The following is a 20,633-nucleotide window of genomic DNA, read 5'->3' on the forward strand; positions in this document are numbered from 1 at the left end:
CTTTCATCAGGAAAAGATTGTTGGTTTTCGGTTTTAATACCGCGGCCATGCTATGTCTAATAAATCTAATCTTAAATGGGTATAACAATGTTAAGCATTTACGGTAAAAAATTACGTCCACAACCTGAAATGGAAGCCATTATTTCTGCCACGGAAGGTTTTGAAGAGAAAACCTTAAAGAAATGGCAGAAAATTTCCACGGCTGACTCTCAGTATATTCATATTATCGTCAGCGGCGAAGTCGAATTCCGTCGTGAATCAGACGAACTCTGCATGTTTACCGTCACCGGACAGTGCGTGTTTGGCCTGTCCGCTATTTTCTATCAGTCAGCCCATATGTACGGCCTGGTCCGCGCAAATACCGTGGTACGCAGCATCAAAAAAGAGGCCTTCGCGCAGCTTATGACCGAGAAAAATCTGTGGCCTGAATTGACCAAAGTGCTCTCCTGGTACATCTGCCTGCTGAGCAAACGCGATGATGTTCTGGTCGCCCGTAGCGCCTATTCTGTGGTCCGCGAATTCCTCTACGAAATTAATGAGCTGATTGTTCACCAGCAGCGCGATATTAATATCTATGACTATATTCAGGAATATACCAACCTGGCCCGCAGTACCATTATTAAAATCCTCTCCGACCTGAAAAAAGGTCAATATATTGTGGTGGAGAAAGGTCGTCTGCTTAACCTCACCACGCTGCCTGAAAAATATTAACTACTCCAGCCGGTCTCCTTTTTTACTCAAAGGAGACTGGACGTTATCGTTATGCAACAAACTGCTTTGCGATTGATCCTGCGTTTCGTCAACCGGCGGCGCGGGAATTTTGCCTTGAGAATAATCCTGCTCTTGTTCTTTTAACGCCTGCTTAAACAATTCGGCTAACGAAGCATCCTCACTTCCCGACGACGCGGTGGCGTTTTCGTGCGCCTCGGTTCCCGGCAGGGTATCGCGCGAGGTATCGTGCCCGGCATCCTGCGGCACGGTGCTGTCAGGGGCCTGCTGCCAGTCAGCATCATCGGTGCTTATCGGCAGATCCTGCATGGGCGGCATCTCTTCCCGTACCGGCGCCGGTTTAGGATGCGGATGCGGGAACGGTTTACTCACGTACACATAATGCATATCGGAAAGCTGCGTTTCCGGTTTAGCGACGCTGGCTTTGACCGGTTCAGGCGCCGGGTGGCGCAAATTCCAGTAAATATGCGCGTACAGCCCTGCCATGACCAGGGCGCATAAACCCAATACCCATAAAAAGGTATGACCGCAAATTTTTCTCAGGCTGGGGAGGCGGTACGAAAACCAGACAGCCTCCCCGGTGACGTAGCTGCGCTGAGCCGCAAGACAGATGGTAGACATTAGGAATGCTTCTCCTGCGTGTTGGCGTCCGGTGTGGCATGCGTGGCCTGAAGCAACACGCTCGGCGTGGTATGGGTTTCACGCATCAACTGCATCAGCGTATCTTCCCCTGGAATACCGTCCACATGCAGATGCATTTTTTGCTGGAACTCGCGGGTGCGTTTCATCATCTCAGCCGTCCAGGTCTGAGCATGGGTTTCAGGCTGGCCAAGAGCCAGACTCAGCGCCTGATCCAGCCAGCCCAGGTCTTTCGCATCGCTGGCGGCGCTGATGGCATCTTTGCCTTCCGGCGTCAGGCGATGCAGCTGGGTAAAGTTACCGGTGGCATGCTGGTTAAACCAGTTGCGGCTCACCTGCCAGGTGCGATTATTCATCAGCAGATCCATCGAGTCATCGCCTACGCGGGCGACAACAGCGTAGTTAAGATGGTTACCGGTTTTGAGTTCACTGACCCACGGATAACCCTCCTGTGCCAGCGCATCCGGTGACGCGTTGCCCTGTTTACACATCAGATTGACCTTCCCGGCGTTCTGACACAGCGCATCATCCGCGGAGGCGTCATACCCCCACATCAGGTACAGCTGGTGCATCGCATCCGGCTGATTAACCACTTCATTGTCGATAACCGGCACGACAGGCGCGTCGGCTTTTGGCTTCTGCTGTTTCCAGCTCGCCGGTACGGGAAGCTGAATCGGCAGTTTTGCATTGATTGAGGCGGTTAAATACCATCCGCAGGCGGCGAACAGAACCGAGGCGAACAATCCCACGGTCGCCAGGCGCTTACCGTGTTTTTTCGCCGGGAGGATCTCGCCTGCCGCCAGGCGTAAATGACGCGGGCTGACCTGCGCTGCACGTTCGGTCCAGGCCGCGAGCATTGACAGGTGCGCCAGTTCATTCAGTTTGCTGATGTTGCCTTTGGTCAGCGCGTGCATCTTGCGCACGCGCGCCGGGGTTAGCGGCGAATTCTCGCACCCGTGTTCTTCACACTGCGCCTGCACATAGCTGAGAAATTCCCGGCAGGTCAGGGGACGCAATGTATGACGGGTATGGGCATATTCGCGAAGTTCAGATGGGTGTAAGAGGGCGGCTTCCTGCTCCGCGCTGCCCATCAGCACGATGGAGAGACGGAACTCCAGCTCCTGAGCACGCGTAAGCAACATCCCCAGCACCTCACGGCAGGTCTCCTTCATCGCTTCCGCGTGACGGATGACCAGGGTTTTGCTGCGGTTTTTTCCGCCCTGCCACTCATGCAGCACGGCATCCACCGCCTGAATGCGGCTCTTGCTCTCATTCGTTCCCGGGTTGAGCTTGTACAGCAGGCTACTGGCACTCAGCTTAGGAAACGCGTTGATGGCAATGGCGCCAGGAAGGCTGGCCTTCAGCGCATCGCTGAAGTGGCCCAGCAGCGGTGCGTCGTTGCAAAAGAGCCCGATAATTCCCGCCACCTGGCTTTTCTCTTTCAGCAGGTTGAATACGTCCTGATGATAAGGCACCAGAAAATCGCCGGAGAAACCCGTGATTGTTCTGAATGGCGGTTGTTTAAATTTAAAGTGGCTCTGATACATAACGACTTACCGTCTCTGATTAGGAATAGCAACAGGACGAGAAAGTAAAGCAACGCCACAGGGTGGTCAATTTGCGCACAGGGTAAAAATATCCAGTTGCAATGACCTAACATCCCGATTTTATTTGGTCAATAGTTTTTTTTATTAAAGTTAATGGCGAAGTCGATGGTCGTATTTACGGCAGCTCATTACTATTTTCTCACATATTGGCGCAGCCCGACGCTGCTTATTTCCGCTTTGCTAAAGGCCAGATGAAAAATGAGGTTCTCATTTCTGTCACGTTGGATAACGCCTTGTATTATGTTTGTGCTGTTAATTTTTTGCGGCCAGCAAGGATATCTCACGTTTAAAGATTATAAAAAAGTTACGAATAAGTTGGCTAAATCTGATGAACAGCCGCTGAAAAATCGTCGTGAAGAAAAGACATTTACTCTGTTCACGGCTGCGGTGCGTCAGGATAACTTACCGGCTGCCGCAAAAGCCCCGCTGGCAGCGGAAATTGAAGGGATTGTCAGCAGTGACGATGCCTGGCTCTCCTTTGCGGTGATTAAAACCCCGGCAGGCCAGCGCAGCTATCGCGAAGGCGAGCCGCTGACCGGTTTTAACGATGCCTTTATTCAGGAAATTAACAAAGAGAATGTGGTGGTTAATTATGAAGGTGCTACGCAGGTACTGGCGTTAAATAAGCCTGACTATTTTAAGGGCGGCGTTGAAAGCGGCCCGGTAACCAAATCGACGAAAGATGCAGGCGCGGAAAGCGTGCATCTGGATGATTATCTGGTGTTAAAACCGGTAATCGAAAAAGGCCAACTGGAAGGCTACAACATCAATCCAAGGAATGCCTCAGCATTCTTCAGCCATTCCGGGCTGGAAAAGGGCGACGTGGCTGTGAAAGTCAACTCTGTCGATATGACCGATGAAGCAAAGGCAAAAAGTATTATTGCCAACTGGTCGAAAATGAAAGAAGCGGAGGTCGTCGTCAGACGTCACGCTCACCTTGAAAATATTCGGGTTAATGTTCTAAACAATTAACAAGTGTACAGACATGAAGAAATTTCCTTGGGCGTGCGTGGCGCTGACCGCATTGTCGTTATATTCCAGTTCGCTGCTTGCAGCCAACTTTAGCGCGAGCTTTAAAAATACCGATATCCGCGAGTTTATCGATACGGTAGGCCGCAATCTTAACAAAACCATTCTCGTCGACCCGTCCGTTCAGGGCACGGTGTCGGTCAGAACCTATAACGTGCTGACGGAAGATGAGTATTACCAGTTCTTCCTGAGCGTGCTGGACCTGTACGGTCTGTCGGTGATCCCGATGGACAACGGCATGGTCAAAGTGGTGCGCTCAAGCGTCGCCCGCACCGCCGGGGCCCCGCTGGCCGACAGCAAAAATCCGGGCAAAGGCGATGAGATCATCACCCGCGTCGTGCGCATGGAAAATGTGCCGGTGCGCGAGCTGGCCCCGCTGCTGCGCCAGCTGAACGATGCCACCGGTATCGGTAACGTGGTGCATTTTGAGCCGTCGAACGTCCTGCTGTTAACCGGGAAAGCCTCGGTGGTGAACCGCCTGGTGGATCTGGTGCAGCGCGTCGACAGAGACGGCATTCAGCGTCGCGAAATCGTGCCGCTGCGCTTTGCGTCCGCCAAAGAGCTCTCCGACATGTTGAACAACCTCAACAACGAAGAGCAGAAGGGGCAGAACGCGCCGCAGCTCGCCACCAAGGTGGTAGCGGATGATGAGACCAACAGCCTGGTGATCAGCGGTTCGGAAGATGCGCGCATGCGCACCCGTTCCCTGATCCATCAGCTGGATCGCGAGCAGAACAACGAGGGGAATACCCGCGTCTTCTACCTTAAATACGCCAGCGCCACCAAAGTGGTTCCGGTGCTGACCGGTATTGGCGAGCAGCTGAAAGACAAGGCGGGTACGCCGAAGTCGAAAACCGCCACGGCGGCCAGCGATCTGAATATTAGCGCCGACGAGTCAACGAACTCGCTGGTGATCACCGCGCAGCCTAACGTGATGAACTCCCTGGAGAAGGTGATCGACAAGCTCGACATTCGCCGTCCGCAGGTGCTGGTGGAAGCGATCATTGCTGAAGTGCAGGACGGTAACGGCCTGGATCTCGGCGTGCAGTGGACCAGCAAGCACGGCGGCGTGCAGTTCGGCTCAACCGGCCTGCCTATCAGCCAGATTAAAAACGGCACCATGAAGGGGGCAAGCTTCACCGGCCTGGCGACCGGTTTCTTCAACGGCGACTTCGGCGCCCTGATGACCGCGCTCTCCACCGACGGTAAAAACGACATTCTCTCCACGCCGAGCGTGGTCACGCTGGATAACAAAGAAGCGTCGTTTAACGTGGGCCAGGACGTGCCGGTCCTTGCCGGTTCGCAGACCACCAGCGGCGACAATGTCTTTAACTCCGTTGAGCGTAAGACCGTTGGTACCAAGCTGAAAATTGTGCCGCAGATTAACGACGGTGACATGATCCACCTGAAGATTGAGCAGGAAGTTTCCAGCGTTGACAATAGCGCGACGGAAGACGCCAGCCTCGGCCCAACCTTCAACACTCGCACCATTAATAACGAAGTAATGGTCCACAGTGGCCAGACGGTGGTGCTCGGCGGCCTGATGGAAAACGTCACCAAGCAGTCGGTTTCCAAAGTGCCGCTGCTCGGCGATATCCCGCTGGTGGGCCAGCTGTTCCGCTACACCTCGCAGGACACGTCGAAACGCAACCTGATGGTGTTTATCCATACCACCGTCCTGCGTGACGACGACAACTACAGCGCCGCGTCGAAAGAGAAATATGACCAGATCCGCGTTCGCCAGATGCAGCGCGTGGAGGAGAAAAAGCTCGGCATTATTGAGCCAGCGGATAACGCCATTCTGCCCGCGTTTCCGTCTGCCGACACTAAGACTGCCACCCATGCCGCACCGGTGAAAACCAGCGCGACACGCAATCCGTTTAAAGAGTAAGGCGGAGGGGCAACGTGGACGAACTGAGTAAAACACTGTGTAGCAGCAGCTACGCAAAAGATAACGGCGTTTTATTTTATAACAATGACGTCTATATCCGTGATGACACCCCGGCATTTGCACTGCTGGAAGTGCGCCGGGTGCTGGGACGCGCGTTCGTCCCGGTCACCCTCACGCCGGAAGCGTTTGACGAGATGCTGGCCAAAATCTGGCAGCAGAGCAGCGGCGTCTCGCAGCAGCTGGTGGACGATATGGACGCCGATATCGACCTGATGGCGTTAACCGAGGAGATCCCGGATAACGAAGATCTGCTCGATAACGACGAAAACTCGCCGGTAATCCGCCTGATCAACGCCATTCTCGGCGAGGCGGTGAAGGACGGCGCGTCGGATATTCATATCGAAACCTTCGAGCGCACGCTGAGCATTCGCTTCCGCGTTGACGGCGTGCTGCGCCCGGTGCTGCAGCCGGCGCGCAAGCTCGCGCCGCTGCTGGTATCGCGCATCAAGGTCATGTCAAAACTCGACATCGCCGAGAAGCGCCTGCCGCAGGATGGCCGTATCTCCCTGCGCATTGGTCGCAAGGCGATCGACGTGCGCGTCTCGACCATTCCGTCCCAGTACGGCGAGCGCGTGGTGATGCGTCTGCTCGATAAAAGCAATCTTAAGCCTGACATCAACAAGCTGGGCCTGATTGATGAAGAGCTGGAGAAGCTGAAAGGGCTGATTGACCGCCCGCACGGCATTATCCTGGTCACCGGGCCGACAGGCTCCGGTAAAAGTACCACCCTGTACGCCATTCTTTCGGCGCTGAACGGTCACGAACGCAACATTCTGACCGTTGAAGACCCGATTGAATACGAGCTGGAAGGGGTGGGGCAGACGCAGGTTAACCCGCGCGTGGACATGACCTTTGCCCGCGGGCTGCGCGCCATTCTGCGTCAGGACCCGGACGTGGTGATGATCGGGGAAATTCGTGACGGTGAGACCGCGCAAATTGCGGTACAGGCGTCGCTTACCGGTCACCTGGTCATGTCTACGCTGCACACCAACAGCGCCGCAGGGGCGATAACCCGCCTGCGGGATATGGGGCTGGAGTCCTTTTTAATCGGTTCATCGTTGCTCGGTGTCATTGCCCAGCGTCTGGTGCGTCGGCTGTGTACGCACTGCCGGACCACCAGTCCGCTGGATGCCAATGAAAAAGCGCTGTTCAGCTTTATGGACGCGCCGCCAAAAGCAATCTACCGCGCGGTGGGCTGTGAACACTGCCGCCAGAGCGGCTATCAGGGCCGGGCCGGTATTCATGAGTTCCTGGTGGTGGACAGCACCATGCGCCGCGCCATTCATGAAGATAAGGACGAAATGTCCATCGAGACGCAGCTCTTTAAGCAGGCTTACAGCCTGCGTGAAAACGGGCTGCTGAAGGTGATTAGCGGCGTGACCTCGCTGGAAGAGGTGATGCGCGTCACCGCCGAGCGTGGGGGGGATGCGTAATGGCCTTCTACGCCTGGACCGCAACGGACGGCGCGGGGAAAACCCAGCGCGGCACGCTGCAGGCCGAGGGGCAAAAGCAGGTTCGCCAGTGGCTTCGCGAGCAAAAGCTGATGCCCGTCAGCATCAACGAAACCCGCGAGGCGTCGGCGTCCGGTAAAGCGAAAACTGGCGCAAAGCTCTCCACGCCGGTGCTGTCGATGTTTACCCGCCAGCTTTCGACGCTGGTCAACGCCGCGCTGCCGCTGGAAAGCGCCCTGAAGGCTATCTCGAAGCAGACGGAGGACAAAAAGCTGGCGGCGATGGTGGTGGAGATCCGCGAGAAAGTAGTGGAAGGCCACACGCTGTTCGACGCGTTTAGCCAGTTCCCGCGCACCTTCGACAAGCTCTACTGCACCCTGGTGATGGCCGGCGAAAAAACCGGCCACCTGGGCGACGTGCTGGAGAAGCTGGCGGAGTACAACGAGCAGCGCCAGAAGATGAAAAGCAAGCTGACGCAGGCGATGGTCTACCCGATTACCCTGACCGTGGTCGCCATCGCGGTCATCAGCATTCTGCTGGTGGCGGTGGTGCCGCAGGTGATCGAGCAGTTCACCCACATGAAGCAGCAGCTGCCGATCACCACCCGCACGCTGATTGCGGTGAGTGATTTTCTGCAGGCGTACGGGATCTACATCGTGGGGATCCTCGGCGGCGGGTTTGTCGGCTTTAAGACCTGGCTGAGAAACGCCAAAAACCGTTTTCGCTGGCACAGCTGGCTGGTGAACGGATCGCCGATCAAAAAGCTGGTGTGCGCCATCAACAGCGCCCGCTACATCCGTACCCTGAGCATTTTGCAGGCCAGCAGCGTGCCGCTGCTTGAGGGGATGTACATCGCGATGGACGGTATCGAAAACCTCTATGCCCGGCAGGTGCTGGAGCAGGCGGCGGATACCGTTCGCCAGGGGGCATCGCTCTATGCCGCGCTGGAACAGGCGAAATTATTCCCGCCAACCATGCTGTATATGATTGCCTCCGGCGAAGAGAGCGGGGAATTAGGCAATTTAATGGACCGCGCCGCGGAAAACCAGGAATCGGCATTGCAGCATCGAATTACATTAACGCTGTCGGTATTTGAACCGGCGCTGGTGGTATCCATGGCGACGATTGTTTTATTCATCGTGCTGTCAATATTACAACCGCTTCTGCAACTTAATAATATGGTAGGTTAAATCATGGCTTTAAAACGTAAAAACCTGGCGCGTCAGGCGGGTTTCACCTTGCTCGAATTAATGGTGGTCATTGTTATTCTCGGCGTACTGGCGAGCATGGTGGTGCCAAACTTAATGGGCAATAAAGAAAAAGCAGATACGCAAAAAGCAACCAGCGATATTGTCGCGCTCGAAGGTTCGCTGGATATGTATAAGCTGGATAACCACCGCTACCCGACGACCGAGCAGGGTTTACAGGCGCTGGTCACCAAGCCTGAAATCGCGCCAATCCCGAACGGCTACCGTGCTGATGGCTATATCCGTCGCCTGCCGCAGGACCCGTGGGGCGGAGATTATATTCTGGTTAGCCCGGGCGAACACGGCGCGGTCGACGTCTTCTCCGCCGGTCCGGACGGTGAAGCCAATACCGCCGATGATATTACGAACTGGTCTCTGGATAAGAAAGAGAAATAATGAATAAACAACGCGGCTTTACGTTGCTGGAAATTATTCTGGCGCTGGTGATATTTGCCAGCTGCGCCATGATGGTGGTGTCAACCATACCCTCACGCAGCGGTGCGGATATATTTGGCCAGCAATTAAAAGCCCTCGTTGATTATGGTTCAGACCGTGCGGTGATGGACGGAAATATCGTCGGGCTGGTCATCACGACGGATAATTATCAGCTGGTGACGCTCGAGGATAAAAACGGCGAACGTCACTGGGTGCCGTTATCCGCCGGGCGTATTACCACCAAAGGCGATTTCCCGGAAGAGATGCACGTTTCGCTCTCGCCCCAGCGCCTTGCCGCCACGGTAAGCGCCGATCCGCAGGTGCTCTTTTTACCGGACGGCGAAATCAGCCGCTTCACGCTGACGCTGCAAAGCTATGACAAACAGCACCATTTCCGCGTGGTGTCGCAAGGCGCTGCGCCTGTATCGGTAGAGAACGATGGCTAACGGCAAAAAGCAAAAGGGGATGACGCTGCTGGAAGTGATGGTCGCGCTGGTGATCTTCTCCACCGCCGCGCTGGCGCTGATGAACTCCGTCTCCCTGAACGTGCGTTTCACTCACGGCCTGGCCGACACGCTGCAGGCCAGCTGGGTGGCGGAAAATCAGCTGGCGGAAGCGCAGCTCACGAAAACCGACTTCCCGGACGCTGAGGCGCAGGGGACGGAAATCATGGGCGGGCGCAACTGGAACTGGCGCAAGCAGCGGGTGAAAACCGCCGACAACGGCTGGGCGAACGCCATTCGCGTCTACGCGGAAGGGGACGACAGCCAGCCGGTTATCGCTTTGCAGATCGTTCCGCCGGGAGAGAGCAAGTGAAAAAAACGCGACGCCAGCGCGGGTTTACCCTGCTGGAGATCATGATTGCCCTGACGATATTTGCGGTGATCAGCACCCTGGCCTGGCAAATTCTGGACGGCGCAATGCGCACCAGTTCGGCAACCGACGCCAGCGCCGCGAAGCTCAATCAGCTGCAGCGGGCCTGGAATCTGATGGAGCGCGATTTCTACCAGCTGCAGGCGCGCGCCCCGCGTAACGAGCCGGATCTGTTTCGTCAGGTGGATGATGCGCTTGAGCTGACCACGCTGAATGGCGTGAGCGGAACGATCCAGCTGGAGCGTGTGCGCTGGCGCCTGGAAGAGGGGCGTCTGTATCGCGACGTCTGGCCGGTGATTGATGGCCCGGTGGACGCGAAGCCCGATGAAGTGCCGATTGTCAGCGAGGTGAAATCCCTGCAGTGGCGTTTTTACCGTCAGGGCTGGCAGAAAAGCTGGAGCGACCCGGCGCATCTGCCGGACGGCGTGGAGCTGACGCTGACCATGGAAAACGGCGATACCTGGCGCTGGGTCTTTACGACCCCGGGCGATATGCCTGAAGCGGCGGCGCCAGCGCCCGCCGCTGCGCCAGAGACCGCGCCTGCGCCGCTGCCGGCACCGGAAGCAAAATCATGAGTGCATTACGTAAACAGAAAGGGGTAGCGCTGCTGGTGGTGCTGATCCTGCTGGTCATGATGTCGGCACTGGCCGCCAAAATTAGTCAGCAGTTCTGTCGCAATCTGCAGAAAACCCATTATCAGGTCAGCCAGCAGCAGTTGCGCTGGGCGATGCAGGCGCAGGAGAAGGTGGTGAAGGACCGCCTGCAGACCGACGCCACCGGTGAAAACAAGGCTCTGAACCTTGACGGCGACTGGCACCAGCCGCTGGAGACGCGGGGCGAAGATTACACGGTGGTCAGCCAGGTGGAAGACGCGCAGGACTGCTTTAACGTCAATAACCTGCTGGCCGCAGAGAAAATACCACAGGGGCAAAACGCGCCCGCCGTGCCGGAAAAACCGCGCAACGAGCAGATTGTTGAACAGATCCTGACGGAAAGCGGCATCAGCCACACTACGGCAGAAGAGGTATATCAACAGCTGGTGGACTATCTCGATGGCGACGCGACGACGGCCAAAGACGGTGCAGAGAGCGATGCCTGGGCGGGCGTCTTGCCCGCCCGACAGCCCGCGAACCAGATGATGCGCACCATTGCGGAGATCAAACAGCTGCCCGCGTTCCCGGTAGCGGCATACCCGAAGGTGAGCAAGCTGCTCTGCGCGCTGCCGGACTCTGCCAGCAAGGTGGATGTGAACACCCTGAAACCGGAACAGGCCGCCTTACTGGCCGCCCTGTTCCCCGGAAAATTAACGGAAGATGATGCCGTTCGCCTGATTGATTCGCGTCCAGAAACTGGCTGGGAAAATATGGAAACCTTCAGCAAAGCGCTGGAGCAGACCTTCCCGCAGTTGAAAGACGATCTCCCGCAGGTGGCTGAGCTTCTCTCCATCAGCAGCCGGTATTTCCGCGTGAACTATACCGGCAATACCGATGAATTAACGCTTCGCGTGGTTAGCCAGCTTCAGGTCAATAACGAGGCCGGTGAGATCGTGACGTGGCAACGTCGTTACCGAATGATTGAATAAGAAAAGTAGATCGCTATGAAACAGGTACTTTTTGTTCGTCCCGATAACCGCGAGGGCGGGAAAATAATGGGGTGTGTCTCCGGCAGCCAGCAGGTTGAGACGCTGGAGAGCCTGGACGCGCTGGCGGACCACCCACTGGCGGCCCGTGTTTGTCTGCTGCTGCCCGCCAGTAGCATGATCTTCCGCCATTTTACGCTGCCGAAGAAAGTCGCCTCTCAGGCGACGGCATTCTCCTGGATGGCGGAAGAGACGCTGATTGGCGAGGTGGATAATCTCCACTGGACGGTGCTGAACAAAAAAGGCGCTGAGGTTGATGCGGTGGCGATAGACGCCGATCTGCTGCGCGGGTGGTTAAGCCGCTGTCAGGAGGCGGGGTTAAAAGTGATCCAGGTGCTGCCGGATGCCTGGCTACTGCCCGTGACGGCTGGCGGAAGTACTCTTGTCGCTCAGGACGACGGCTACTGGCTACGTTTATCACCGCATGTTGCCAGCGAAATGGAAGCGAGCCTGCTGCCGCTTCTGATGCAGAAGGCCGGAGAGGGGGAGGTGTGCTGTTACGGCGAAGCGCCTGCTGGTGTGGACGTCGACATCGCCCAGCCCTGGCAGCATCCGTTGGTGCTGATCCAGCCGCAGTGGCAGGCCTGTCGCGTGAATCTGCTTCACGGTGAATTCAGCCTTAAGGCCGGTAACGGGCGCGTCGCGAAAAGCATGAAAGCCGCAGTGGCAATTGCGGGCCTGCTGTCCGTTGGCCTGCTGCTGGGGCCGCGCATTGCGATGGCCTGGATGCTGGTGCAGCAGGAAAACCAGATACAGGAGGAGATCCTCCAGGTGTATAAGCACCATTTCCCCAGCATGCGTCACCAGACCAACATCAAATATCACTTTGGTCAGAACGTCAAAAAACAGAGTAGGGGGATCTTCCTTCAGCTGGACGAGCTGGCGGCCGCCCGGCAGTCAGTGCCTGCGATGGAAATCGATCTGCTGGAATACGATGCGCAGCAAAACACGCTGACGCTGAGCGTCAGCGCGCAAAACCAGCCCGCGTTGCAGGCGTTTGTTAACCAGACCCGTGAGAATTTCGATTTTACCTTACAGCCTGTTTCAACCACCGAACCCTATACCGCCATGATCGCAGGGAAACATAAATGAAAGAGCGAATCGCGCAGCTGAAATCACGCTACCAGAACTACAGCGCCCGGGAGAAAGTTATTTTAAAACTCTGCATCGTTGCCCTGCTTGGGGCTGCGGTGTATTACGCAGGAGTCATCCCTTTGGATAATATGATTCAAAATAGTAAATCGACGCTTAAAAGACAAAAAGAGACGCTTAACTGGATGCGCAATGAAATTGATAAAAATCATCTTCAGGTTCAGTTAGTCAAAACGGATAATCCACGCACGGTGGTCGAGAAAAGCGCCAATGAAATTAACCTGTCGCTGACGGACGTGCGCCAGGAGGGACAAACTTTATCGTTCGTGGTTAATCGGGTAAATGTTTATGAATTAAAAAACTGGCTGCGCGAAATTAATCAAACCTCCGGCGTCAGATTGCAAAAAATAAACCTTACGCCGGTTGACCATCTCAGCGATGTAAAAGCGCAGGTGCAGCTCACCTGGGCAAAAAACGCATGAATACCTTCTCGCTGATCAGGGAGGCCTGCCCGGTTAGTTTTCCGATAGTGAGTGCGATCCTGGGCGGGATTATGGGCAGTTTTCTTGGCGTTGTTGCCGAGCGCCTGCCGGGGATCGTGATGGATGAAGAGGGAAGCGGCAATCTGCTCTTTCCTGCCTCGCACTGTCCGGTGTGCCAGCACACGCTTGCTGCATGGGAAAATATCCCCCTGGTCAGCTGGCTGTTATTACGGGGACGCTGCCACCAGTGCGGCACGACCATCCCGCTGCGGTTATTTTTGATCGAACTTTTCTCGGCGCTGTTTTTTGGCGTTACGGCCTGGTGCATGCCGGACGTTCAGGGGTTGTTTTCGCTGTGGTTACTCGCGCTGTTTTTACTGCCACTGGCGATGATCGACTGGCAGTATCAGCTTCTCCCGGACTGCCTGACCCAGCCGCTGTTGTGGGCAGGTCTCTTACTCCATGCATTTGACCACAGATTGCCGTTGCAGGACGCGTTGTTCGGTGCGGTAGCAGGCTATCTGTCGCTCTGGCTGCTCTACTGGGCCTTTCGCCTGCTGACAGGGCGGGAAGGGCTGGGCTACGGCGATTTTAAGCTGCTGGCGGCCTTAGGCGCCTGGTGCGGTTGGCAGGCGCTGCCTTCAATTGAACTTGCCGCAGCGTTGAGCGGTATCGCGGGCTATTTCGCGTTAAATAATTTAAATAAAAATAACCTCACTATTTCTTTCGGACCCTATCTGTCATTTGCTGGAATAGTCGTGTTTATTGGACAGCAGTTTGCTTTCATATTTTAAATATACAGGTCAAGTTTTTTTATAAGTTTTTTTGACGGTGGAAGAGAAGGATGTCTCTTTGCGCTCAGTGTATCGTAAAAGATATAAGCTACACGGAATTTGGGCTTGTATCTTTTTATGGAGGAATACAACGCAGCAAGACGTTTTTTGTCACGGTTTTCAGGTTGGTTAAATACGCATTACGCAAATAGACTCCATGCTCTCAAGGAAGACATGGATTATTACGTTACGAATAAATTTATCAGGAAATAAAAAATGAAATTTATGAAGCCTAAATATCTGGCGCTTTTTGTTGCAGCCGCAACAAGCTCAGTATTTGCAGCGGCGCCGGGTACACCGTCAATTACATCAGGCAATGATAAGTTTGCGCTGGTAGAGGTGGATCAGGCGGCACAGGACTACAACAACCTCATCAAAGTGCATAAAGATGGCGTTGACGTGAAGGTGGAGTGGAACGTCTGGAGCGGCGATGCCCCAACGTCTGCAAAAGTTTTGCTGGACGGCAAGACCGTCTGGACCGGTGCGGGTAGTGCCGCAGGCTCTGCAACCTTTAAAGTGAAGAAAGGCGGACGCTATCAGGAGCAGGTTGAGCTGTGTAACGACAGCGGCTGCACCAAGAGCGCCAGCAAGCTGATCATCGTGGCGGATACCGACGGTAGCCACCTGCTTCCTCTGAACACCCCGCTGCTGGAAAACAACAAAGCGTTCGCGCAGCACACCGATAAAGTGGTTGGCGCTTACTTCCCTGAGTGGGGCGTGTACGACCGTAACTTCTCGGCAGACAAAATTCCTGTCGCGAACATTAACCACCTGCTGTACGGCTTCATTCCAATCTGTGGCGGCGACGGCATTAACGACAGCGCCAAATCCTCCGGCGCGCTGGAGTCTCTGAAACGCGCCTGTCAGGGCCGCCAGGACTACACCGTGGCGATCCACGACCCGTGGGCTGCGCTGCAAAAACCTCAGCAGGGCGTAAGCAACTGGGACGACCCGTACAAAGGCAACTACGGCCAGCTGATGGCGATGAAAAAAGCCCATCCTGATCTGAAAATCCTGCCATCCGTAGGCGGCTGGACTCTGTCTGACCCGTTCTATCAGATGGATAACAAAGTGCTGCGCGACCGCTTCGTTGCGTCCGTTAAAGACTTCCTGACCACCTGGAAAGTGTTCGACGGTGTGGATATCGACTGGGAATTCCCGGGCGGCGGCGGTGAGAACGCCAAGCTGGGTAACCCGCAGACCGACAAAGCAACTTACACCGCGCTGATGCATGACCTGCGTCAGATGCTGAACGAGCTGTCTGCGGAAACTGGCCGTACCTACGAGCTGACCACGGCAATCGGTGCAGGTAAAGATAAGATCGAAGACGTGGACTACAACACCGCGCAGCAGTACATCGACCATATCTTCCTGATGAGCTACGACTTCTACGGTGCGTGGAGTAATACCGATTTGGGTCACCAGACCGCGCTGTACGGTGCGTCCTGGAAACCAGATACCAACTACACCACCGATAACGCAGTGAAAGAGATGCTGGCGCAGGGCGTTCAGCCTGGCAAGATCGTCGTCGGTGCGGGCATGTATGGCCGCGGCTGGACCGGCGTTCACGGTTACACGGGTGACAATCCATTCACCGGTACCGCGACGGGTCCAATCAAAGGGACATGGGAAAACGGTATTGTTGACTACCGTCAGATTGTAAACCAGATGCTGGGCAAACCAGGCTGGGAATACAAATACGACGAAGCAGCAGAAGCGCCGTACGTGTTCAACAAATCCACCGGTGAGCTGGTGACATACGATAACGCCCGTTCCGTCAATGCGAAAGGCAAATACGTGCTGAACAAAAACCTGGGTGGTTTGTTCGCATGGTCTATCGAATCCGATAACGGCGATATCCTGAATGCCATGAATGAAAGCCTGCTGGGCGGCAGCTCTACGCCTGTTGAGCCGGTTGTAACCAACCATGCGCCGGTCGCTTCTGCAACCGACATGACGGTAACGGGCCCGGCGACTGTCACGCTCGACGGCTCAGCCTCCAGCGACCAGGACGGCGATGCGCTGACCTATAAATGGACGCAGGTTTCCGGCGCCACCGTGACCCTGGCGAACAGCACCAAAGCGAAAGCCAGCTTCAGCGTACCGGCCGTGACTAGCGATCAGAACCTGGTGTTCCGCCTGACCGTGACCGACGCGAAAGGGTTGAGCAACGCTATCGACGTACAGGTAGTGAACAAAGCGCCTAAGGCCAACCAGGCTCCGGTGATCAATGCCATGGAATCCGTTACCGTTGAATCCGGTGAAGCGATTTCTCTGCATGCACAAGCCTCCGATCCTGATGGCGATGCGCTGACCTACAGCTGGAGCGTACCGGCTGATATGAACGCAACGGGTACCGATACTGCTAACGTTCGCATCACTGCGCCAGAGGTGAACAATACCTCTTCTTACACGCTGAGCGTTGTTGTGACGGATGGTAAAACCAGCGTGCAGTCTAACGTGCAGGTGACTGTGAATCCAAAACCGGCTGACGTAACGCCACCGGCTGATGAGGTGACCCCTCCGGCTGACGATGTGACCCCACCAGCTGACGATGTGACCCCTCCGGCTGATGATGTGACTCCGCCATCTGACGAAGGTTCTGCAACCGGTAGCTGCGACGCGCCTGTCGATGCTAACGCCAGCAAATATGCTGCCTGGGATGCCAGCAAAATCTACAACAATGGCGATACCGTAAGCTTCGACCATCTGGTGTGGAAAGCGAAGTACTGGACGCAGGGCAACCAGCCTGGCTTCGGTGTGGATGCATGGGAACTGGTGAGCAACGTGAAGATGAACTGGCGTTCTGACCTGGTCTATAACGGCGGTGATACCACCACTTACCAGGGCAGCGTTTACCGTGCCAAATGGTGGACCCGTGGTGATAACCCGGCTAACAGCGATGTATGGGTAAAAGAAGGCGCAGCAACAGACTGCAAATAATCTAGCCCGATAATCACTCACCATCTCCGCCGGAGGTGGTGAGTGATTCAAAATTCATTTTACAGGATGTTGCTAAGGAGAAATCAATGACGCTTACAGCAGGTAAAAATGAAAAAGTTAATATTGTTGTTATTTATAATAAGCCAAAGCGCACTGGCAAATTGTTGGGACAGAGCTGCGCATTATTATCATGTCGATCCTTATTTGCTGTACGCCATCGCTAACGTTGAATCCGGGATGAACCCGTATGCGGTTGGGCAAAACCACGATGGCACTCGCGATGTGGGATTAATGCAAATAAACAGCTCGCACTTTACGGAGCTTGAGAGCAAAGGCATTGATGAATATCAGTTGATGGCCGAACCCTGTACCTCAATTATGGTGGGAGCGTCAATTCTCTCAAACATGATTAAGGTCTACGGCTATAACTGGGAAGCGGTGGGAGCTTATAACGCCGGGTTGAAAAAAGAGAACTATCCGCAGCGTATGATGTATGCCCACAAAGTCTGGAAAAAATATCAGGAGTTGAAATTAGCAGAGCGTTATTAACGTTTTTTATTTTTGAAGAATTCCTTTTGGTGTTCTTCGAAAAGTGAAAACAGCTGTCTGTGGTTTATTTATTAATGGATTAATACATAAACCGGGATTCTTTTTTTAATCTTAACGAAACAGGAATATTGAAATGAACAAAAGGACGTTACTGAGTGTACTTGTTGCTGGTGCTTGCGTTGCACCTTTTATGGCGCAGGCTGCCTCTTTGCAGGCGACCACCGGCGAGCCGTACACCATGAAAGCCAGCGATCTGGCGAAGAAAGAGCAGGAGCTCACTAACTTCCCGCTGATGACCTCCGTTAAAGAGACGATTCAGACACTTGATAACGCGCAGGTCGAAATGATTGAGCCAGGCCGTGCGGCGAACCCGGACAACGTTAAGCGCGTGGAAGGGATCGTAAAGGCCAGCGACTGGGATTATCTCTTCCCGCTGCGCGCTCAGGCCTATACCTACAGCAACTTCCTGAAAGCCGTAGGTAAATTCCCGGCGCTGTGTAAGACCTATAACGACGGTCGCGACAGCGATGCGATCTGCCGCAAAGAGCTGGCCACCATGTTTGCCCACTTTGCCCAGGAAACCGGCGGCCACGAAAGCTGGCGTCCGGAAGCCGAGTGGCGTCAGGCGCTGGTCCACGTGCGTGAAATGGGCTGGAGCGAAGGGCAGAAGGGCGGCTATAACGGCGAATGTGACCCGAAAGTATGGCAGGGCCAGACCTGGCCGTGCGGTAAGGATAAAGACGGCGACTTCCTGAGCTACTTCGGTCGCGGCGCGAAGCAGTTGTCCTACAACTACAACTACGGTCCGTTCTCCGAAGCAATGTACGGCGACGTGCGTACCCTGCTGGATAAACCTGAGCTGGTGGCGGATACCTGGCTGAACCTGGCGAGCGCGATTTTCTTCTTCGCCTACCCGCAGCCGCCAAAACCAAGCATGCTGCAGGTTATCGACGGCACGTGGCAGCCGAACGATCATGATAAAGCCAACGGTCTGGTCCCTGGCTTCGGTGTGACCACCCAGATCATCAACGGCGGCGTAGAGTGTGGCGGCCCGACTGAAATTGCTCAGTCTCAGAACCGTATCAAGTACTACAAAGAGTTCGCGAACTACCTGAAAGTACCTGTTCCGGCCAATGAAGTGCTGGGCTGCGCCAACATGAAGCAGTTCGACGAATACGGTGCTGGCGCCCTGAAGATTTACTGGGAGCAGGACTGGGGATGGAGCCCGGATACGCCAAACGGCTCTACCTATGCGTGCCAGCTGGTAGGCTACCAGACGCCGTTCAGTGCGTTCAAAGACGGCGACTATACCAAGTGCGTGCAGAAGTTCTATAACGTCAATATCGTGAACGATGACGGCTCTGCCGTAACGCCGGACGAAACCCCGGTAACGCCAGCGCCAACGCCTTCAGAAGATGAAACGCCGGCACCAGCTCCAGCGCCAACGCCGGATGAAACCCCGGCTGAACCTGTTGCGGTGAACCACGCGCCGGTTGCGCAGATTGCGGGTCCAATCGGTGCCGTTGAAGCGGGCGCACAGGTTTCTCTGAGCGCGGAAGGCTCTACCGACGCGGACGGCAACAAGCTGACCTACACCTGGCATTCTCAGGATGGCCAGACTGTGACCGGCGAAGATAAAGCGGTGGTGACCTTCAAGGCGCCTGAGTCCGCAACGGCGCAGCAGATTGAAATCAGCCTGACCGTCAGCGATGGCGAGCTGAGCAATACCACCACTTACCTGCTGAACGTGAAAGCGAAAGCGGCAACGCCATCAGGTGACGAAGGTGCTTACCCGGCGTGGAGCGCGAACAGCAAGTACAACGCAGGTGATATCGTGAACAACCACGGTAAACTGTTCCAGTGCAAACCGTTCCCGTACAGCGGCTGGTGTAACAACTCCCCGGCATACTATGAACCAGGCGCAGGTCTGGCATGGGCTGATGCCTGGACGGCTCTGTAAAAGCAAACGGCAACCGAAAGGTTGCCGTTTTAGTATCTGCACTTTCCCCTCACCCTAACCCTCTCCCCGGAGGGGCGAGGGGATGTAGGCCCGGTAAGGCGAAGCCGCCACCGGGCAAAAAGGCTAGCGGTGCAACTTCCCGTGATCCCGTAACCACGCTGCCGTGCGCACAATGCCTTCATCCAGCGTCACAATCGGCTTATACCCCAGCTCAGTCTCCGCGCGCGTGATATCCAGCGTAAAATCAAAGTTAAGCTTCGATACGCCGTAGTGCGTCAGCGCGGGCTCTTTGGCGGATTTACTGCCAAAACGCTCCATGCTGCGGGCGATCATGTCCAGCATCGGGTAGGGCACGGAACGGATACGGCAGTCGATCTGCAGTTCATCAATCAGCCGCTGCACAATGCTGCGCAACGTGCACGGTTCACCGTTGGTGATGTTATAGGCGCGACCGGAGATAAGCTTATCGCAGTCCGGCTGGCTTGCCAGCCACATGGCGTGGACGGCATTTTCGTAATAGGTCATGTCCACCAGCGCATCGCCGCCGCGCGGCAGCAGCACGCTGCCGTAGTGGTGCATCATCTGCGCCAGACGCGGAATAAACACTTTGTCGTGCGGTCCGAAGAGGCTTTGCGGGCGCAGGACGGTAAAACGGGTATGCGGGTTTGACTGCGCCAGTAGGTCGATCACCTCTTCGCTGGCCGCCTTGCTGCGGGCAAACTCGCAGGCAAAGCGAGCAGGGCGGAAATCTTCCTGCACGTCGCGATGGTGGTGATAATCAAAATAGAGCGACGGGGAGGAGATATGGATAAAGTTACGCACGCCCCAGGCGACGGCCCATTCGCCCAGACGACGCGTGGCGCGCACGTTGGCGAGATCGAAGGCTTCCTGGGTTCCCCACGGGGAGGTAAAACTGGAGCAGTGCCACAGCGTGTCGATACCGGCGAGCATCACCTTCGCCTGCGAGGAGACCAGCTCCGTCAGGTCGGCATGGACGAACTCCGCGCCCATTTTTTGCAGCAGTTTCCCCATCGCTTCGTTGCGACCGGTGGCCCTGACGCTGATGCCCTTGTTGCGCAGAAATTCGACCGCATTTCGGCCTAAGCCGCTGGTCGCCCCGGTAACCAGTACCTTCATATCAATCCACTGTGTTGAAAAGAATTTCGTGCGCATT

At 55.5% G+C, this 20,633-nt stretch carries 19 protein-coding genes; 16 read left to right on the top strand and 3 right to left on the bottom strand.

Going from position 1 to position 20,633, the window contains the following annotated elements:
• Positions 1-87: 87 nt before the first annotated feature.
• The gene (locus ACMGGH_RS12700; protein ID WP_028012518.1) at positions 88-711 is read left to right on the top strand and encodes a helix-turn-helix domain-containing protein; all 624 of its coding nucleotides are present in this window, start codon (positions 88-90) and stop codon (positions 709-711) included.
• Here ACMGGH_RS12700 and ACMGGH_RS12705 read toward each other — a convergent pair whose 3' ends face one another.
• Together ACMGGH_RS12705 and ACMGGH_RS12710 are read right to left on the bottom strand one after the other, a co-directional pair.
• Positions 712-1,350 carry a hypothetical protein gene (locus ACMGGH_RS12705; RefSeq protein ID WP_227442566.1) on the bottom strand — a complete coding sequence of 213 codons (639 nt, stop codon included), beginning with the start codon at positions 1,348-1,350 and terminating at the stop codon, positions 712-714. It abuts the gene before it with no gap.
• Positions 1,350-2,915: an ExeA family protein gene (locus ACMGGH_RS12710; protein WP_232948027.1), complete on the bottom strand. Its 1,566-nt coding sequence runs from the start codon at positions 2,913-2,915 to the stop codon at positions 1,350-1,352. The genes ACMGGH_RS12705 and ACMGGH_RS12710 overlap by 1 nt, the downstream gene beginning before the upstream one ends.
• A 300-nt stretch (positions 2,916-3,215) precedes the next feature.
• Here ACMGGH_RS12710 and gspC point away from each other — a divergent pair, with 300 nt between their 5' ends.
• From gspC to ACMGGH_RS12785, 15 genes are all read left to right on the top strand, one after another.
• A complete protein-coding gene (gspC, locus tag ACMGGH_RS12715) occupies positions 3,216-3,947 on the top strand; it encodes a type II secretion system protein GspC (RefSeq protein WP_232948028.1) in 732 nt (243 codons plus the stop codon).
• A 13-nt stretch (positions 3,948-3,960) separates the two neighbouring features.
• On the top strand, positions 3,961-5,895 hold the full coding sequence (gene gspD / locus ACMGGH_RS12720; RefSeq protein ID WP_045261803.1) for a type II secretion system secretin GspD: 1,935 nt from the start codon (positions 3,961-3,963) through the stop codon (positions 5,893-5,895).
• Between the two features lie 14 nt (positions 5,896-5,909).
• Positions 5,910-7,388: a type II secretion system ATPase GspE gene (gene gspE, locus ACMGGH_RS12725; RefSeq protein WP_006809432.1), complete on the top strand. Its 1,479-nt coding sequence runs from the start codon at positions 5,910-5,912 to the stop codon at positions 7,386-7,388.
• Positions 7,388-8,596: a type II secretion system inner membrane protein GspF gene (gene gspF / locus ACMGGH_RS12730; protein ID WP_232948029.1), complete on the top strand. Its 1,209-nt coding sequence runs from the start codon at positions 7,388-7,390 to the stop codon at positions 8,594-8,596. The genes gspE and gspF overlap by 1 nt, the downstream gene beginning before the upstream one ends.
• Positions 8,597-8,599: 3 nt before the next feature.
• Positions 8,600-9,049 carry a type II secretion system major pseudopilin GspG gene (gspG, locus tag ACMGGH_RS12735; RefSeq protein ID WP_028012525.1) on the top strand — a complete coding sequence of 150 codons (450 nt, stop codon included), beginning with the start codon at positions 8,600-8,602 and terminating at the stop codon, positions 9,047-9,049.
• The gene (gspH, locus tag ACMGGH_RS12740) at positions 9,049-9,534 is read left to right on the top strand and encodes a type II secretion system minor pseudopilin GspH (RefSeq protein WP_028012526.1); all 486 of its coding nucleotides are present in this window, start codon (positions 9,049-9,051) and stop codon (positions 9,532-9,534) included. Before gspG ends, gspH begins: the two co-directional genes overlap by 1 nt.
• Entirely contained in the window at positions 9,527-9,904 is a 378-nt protein-coding gene (gspI, locus tag ACMGGH_RS12745) for a type II secretion system minor pseudopilin GspI (RefSeq protein WP_232948030.1), read from the top strand. The genes gspH and gspI overlap by 8 nt, the downstream gene beginning before the upstream one ends.
• Positions 9,901-10,536: a type II secretion system minor pseudopilin GspJ gene (gspJ, locus tag ACMGGH_RS12750; RefSeq protein WP_063154599.1), complete on the top strand. Its 636-nt coding sequence runs from the start codon at positions 9,901-9,903 to the stop codon at positions 10,534-10,536. The genes gspI and gspJ overlap by 4 nt, the downstream gene beginning before the upstream one ends.
• Complete coding sequence (gene gspK / locus ACMGGH_RS12755) at positions 10,533-11,543, top strand: type II secretion system minor pseudopilin GspK (RefSeq protein WP_041910659.1); 1,011 nt, start codon at positions 10,533-10,535, stop codon at positions 11,541-11,543. The genes gspJ and gspK overlap by 4 nt, the downstream gene beginning before the upstream one ends.
• A gap of 15 nt (positions 11,544-11,558) precedes the next feature.
• On the top strand, positions 11,559-12,692 hold the full coding sequence (gspL, locus tag ACMGGH_RS12760; protein ID WP_028012530.1) for a type II secretion system protein GspL: 1,134 nt from the start codon (positions 11,559-11,561) through the stop codon (positions 12,690-12,692).
• Positions 12,689-13,174: a type II secretion system protein GspM gene (gene gspM / locus ACMGGH_RS12765; RefSeq protein WP_045261799.1), complete on the top strand. Its 486-nt coding sequence runs from the start codon at positions 12,689-12,691 to the stop codon at positions 13,172-13,174. Before gspL ends, gspM begins: the two co-directional genes overlap by 4 nt.
• Positions 13,171-13,968 carry a prepilin peptidase gene (locus tag ACMGGH_RS12770; protein WP_028012532.1) on the top strand — a complete coding sequence of 266 codons (798 nt, stop codon included), beginning with the start codon at positions 13,171-13,173 and terminating at the stop codon, positions 13,966-13,968. Before gspM ends, ACMGGH_RS12770 begins: the two co-directional genes overlap by 4 nt.
• 255 nt (positions 13,969-14,223) lie before the next feature.
• Positions 14,224-16,950, top strand: a complete 2,727-nt coding sequence (locus tag ACMGGH_RS12775) for a glycosyl hydrolase family 18 protein (protein WP_048959678.1) — start codon at positions 14,224-14,226, stop codon at positions 16,948-16,950.
• Positions 16,951-17,058: 108 nt separating this feature from the next.
• Positions 17,059-17,499 (top strand): type III secretion system invasion protein IagB, encoded by a 441-nt coding sequence (gene iagB, locus ACMGGH_RS12780; RefSeq protein ID WP_028012533.1) that lies wholly within the window; start codon positions 17,059-17,061, stop codon positions 17,497-17,499.
• A gap of 133 nt (positions 17,500-17,632) precedes the next feature.
• On the top strand, positions 17,633-19,459 hold the full coding sequence (locus tag ACMGGH_RS12785; RefSeq protein WP_232948032.1) for a chitinase: 1,827 nt from the start codon (positions 17,633-17,635) through the stop codon (positions 19,457-19,459).
• 123 nt (positions 19,460-19,582) lie between these two features.
• Here the strand turns inward: ACMGGH_RS12785 and ACMGGH_RS12790 are convergent, their stop codons facing one another.
• Positions 19,583-20,596, bottom strand: coding sequence for an NAD-dependent epimerase/dehydratase family protein (locus ACMGGH_RS12790; RefSeq protein WP_028012536.1), 1,014 nt, complete (start codon positions 20,594-20,596; stop codon positions 19,583-19,585).
• Positions 20,597-20,633: the final 37 nt, after the last annotated feature.

The organism is Enterobacter sp. BNK-16 (assembly GCF_048684955.1).
GTDB classification, from domain to species: domain Bacteria; phylum Pseudomonadota; class Gammaproteobacteria; order Enterobacterales; family Enterobacteriaceae; genus Enterobacter; species Enterobacter bugandensis.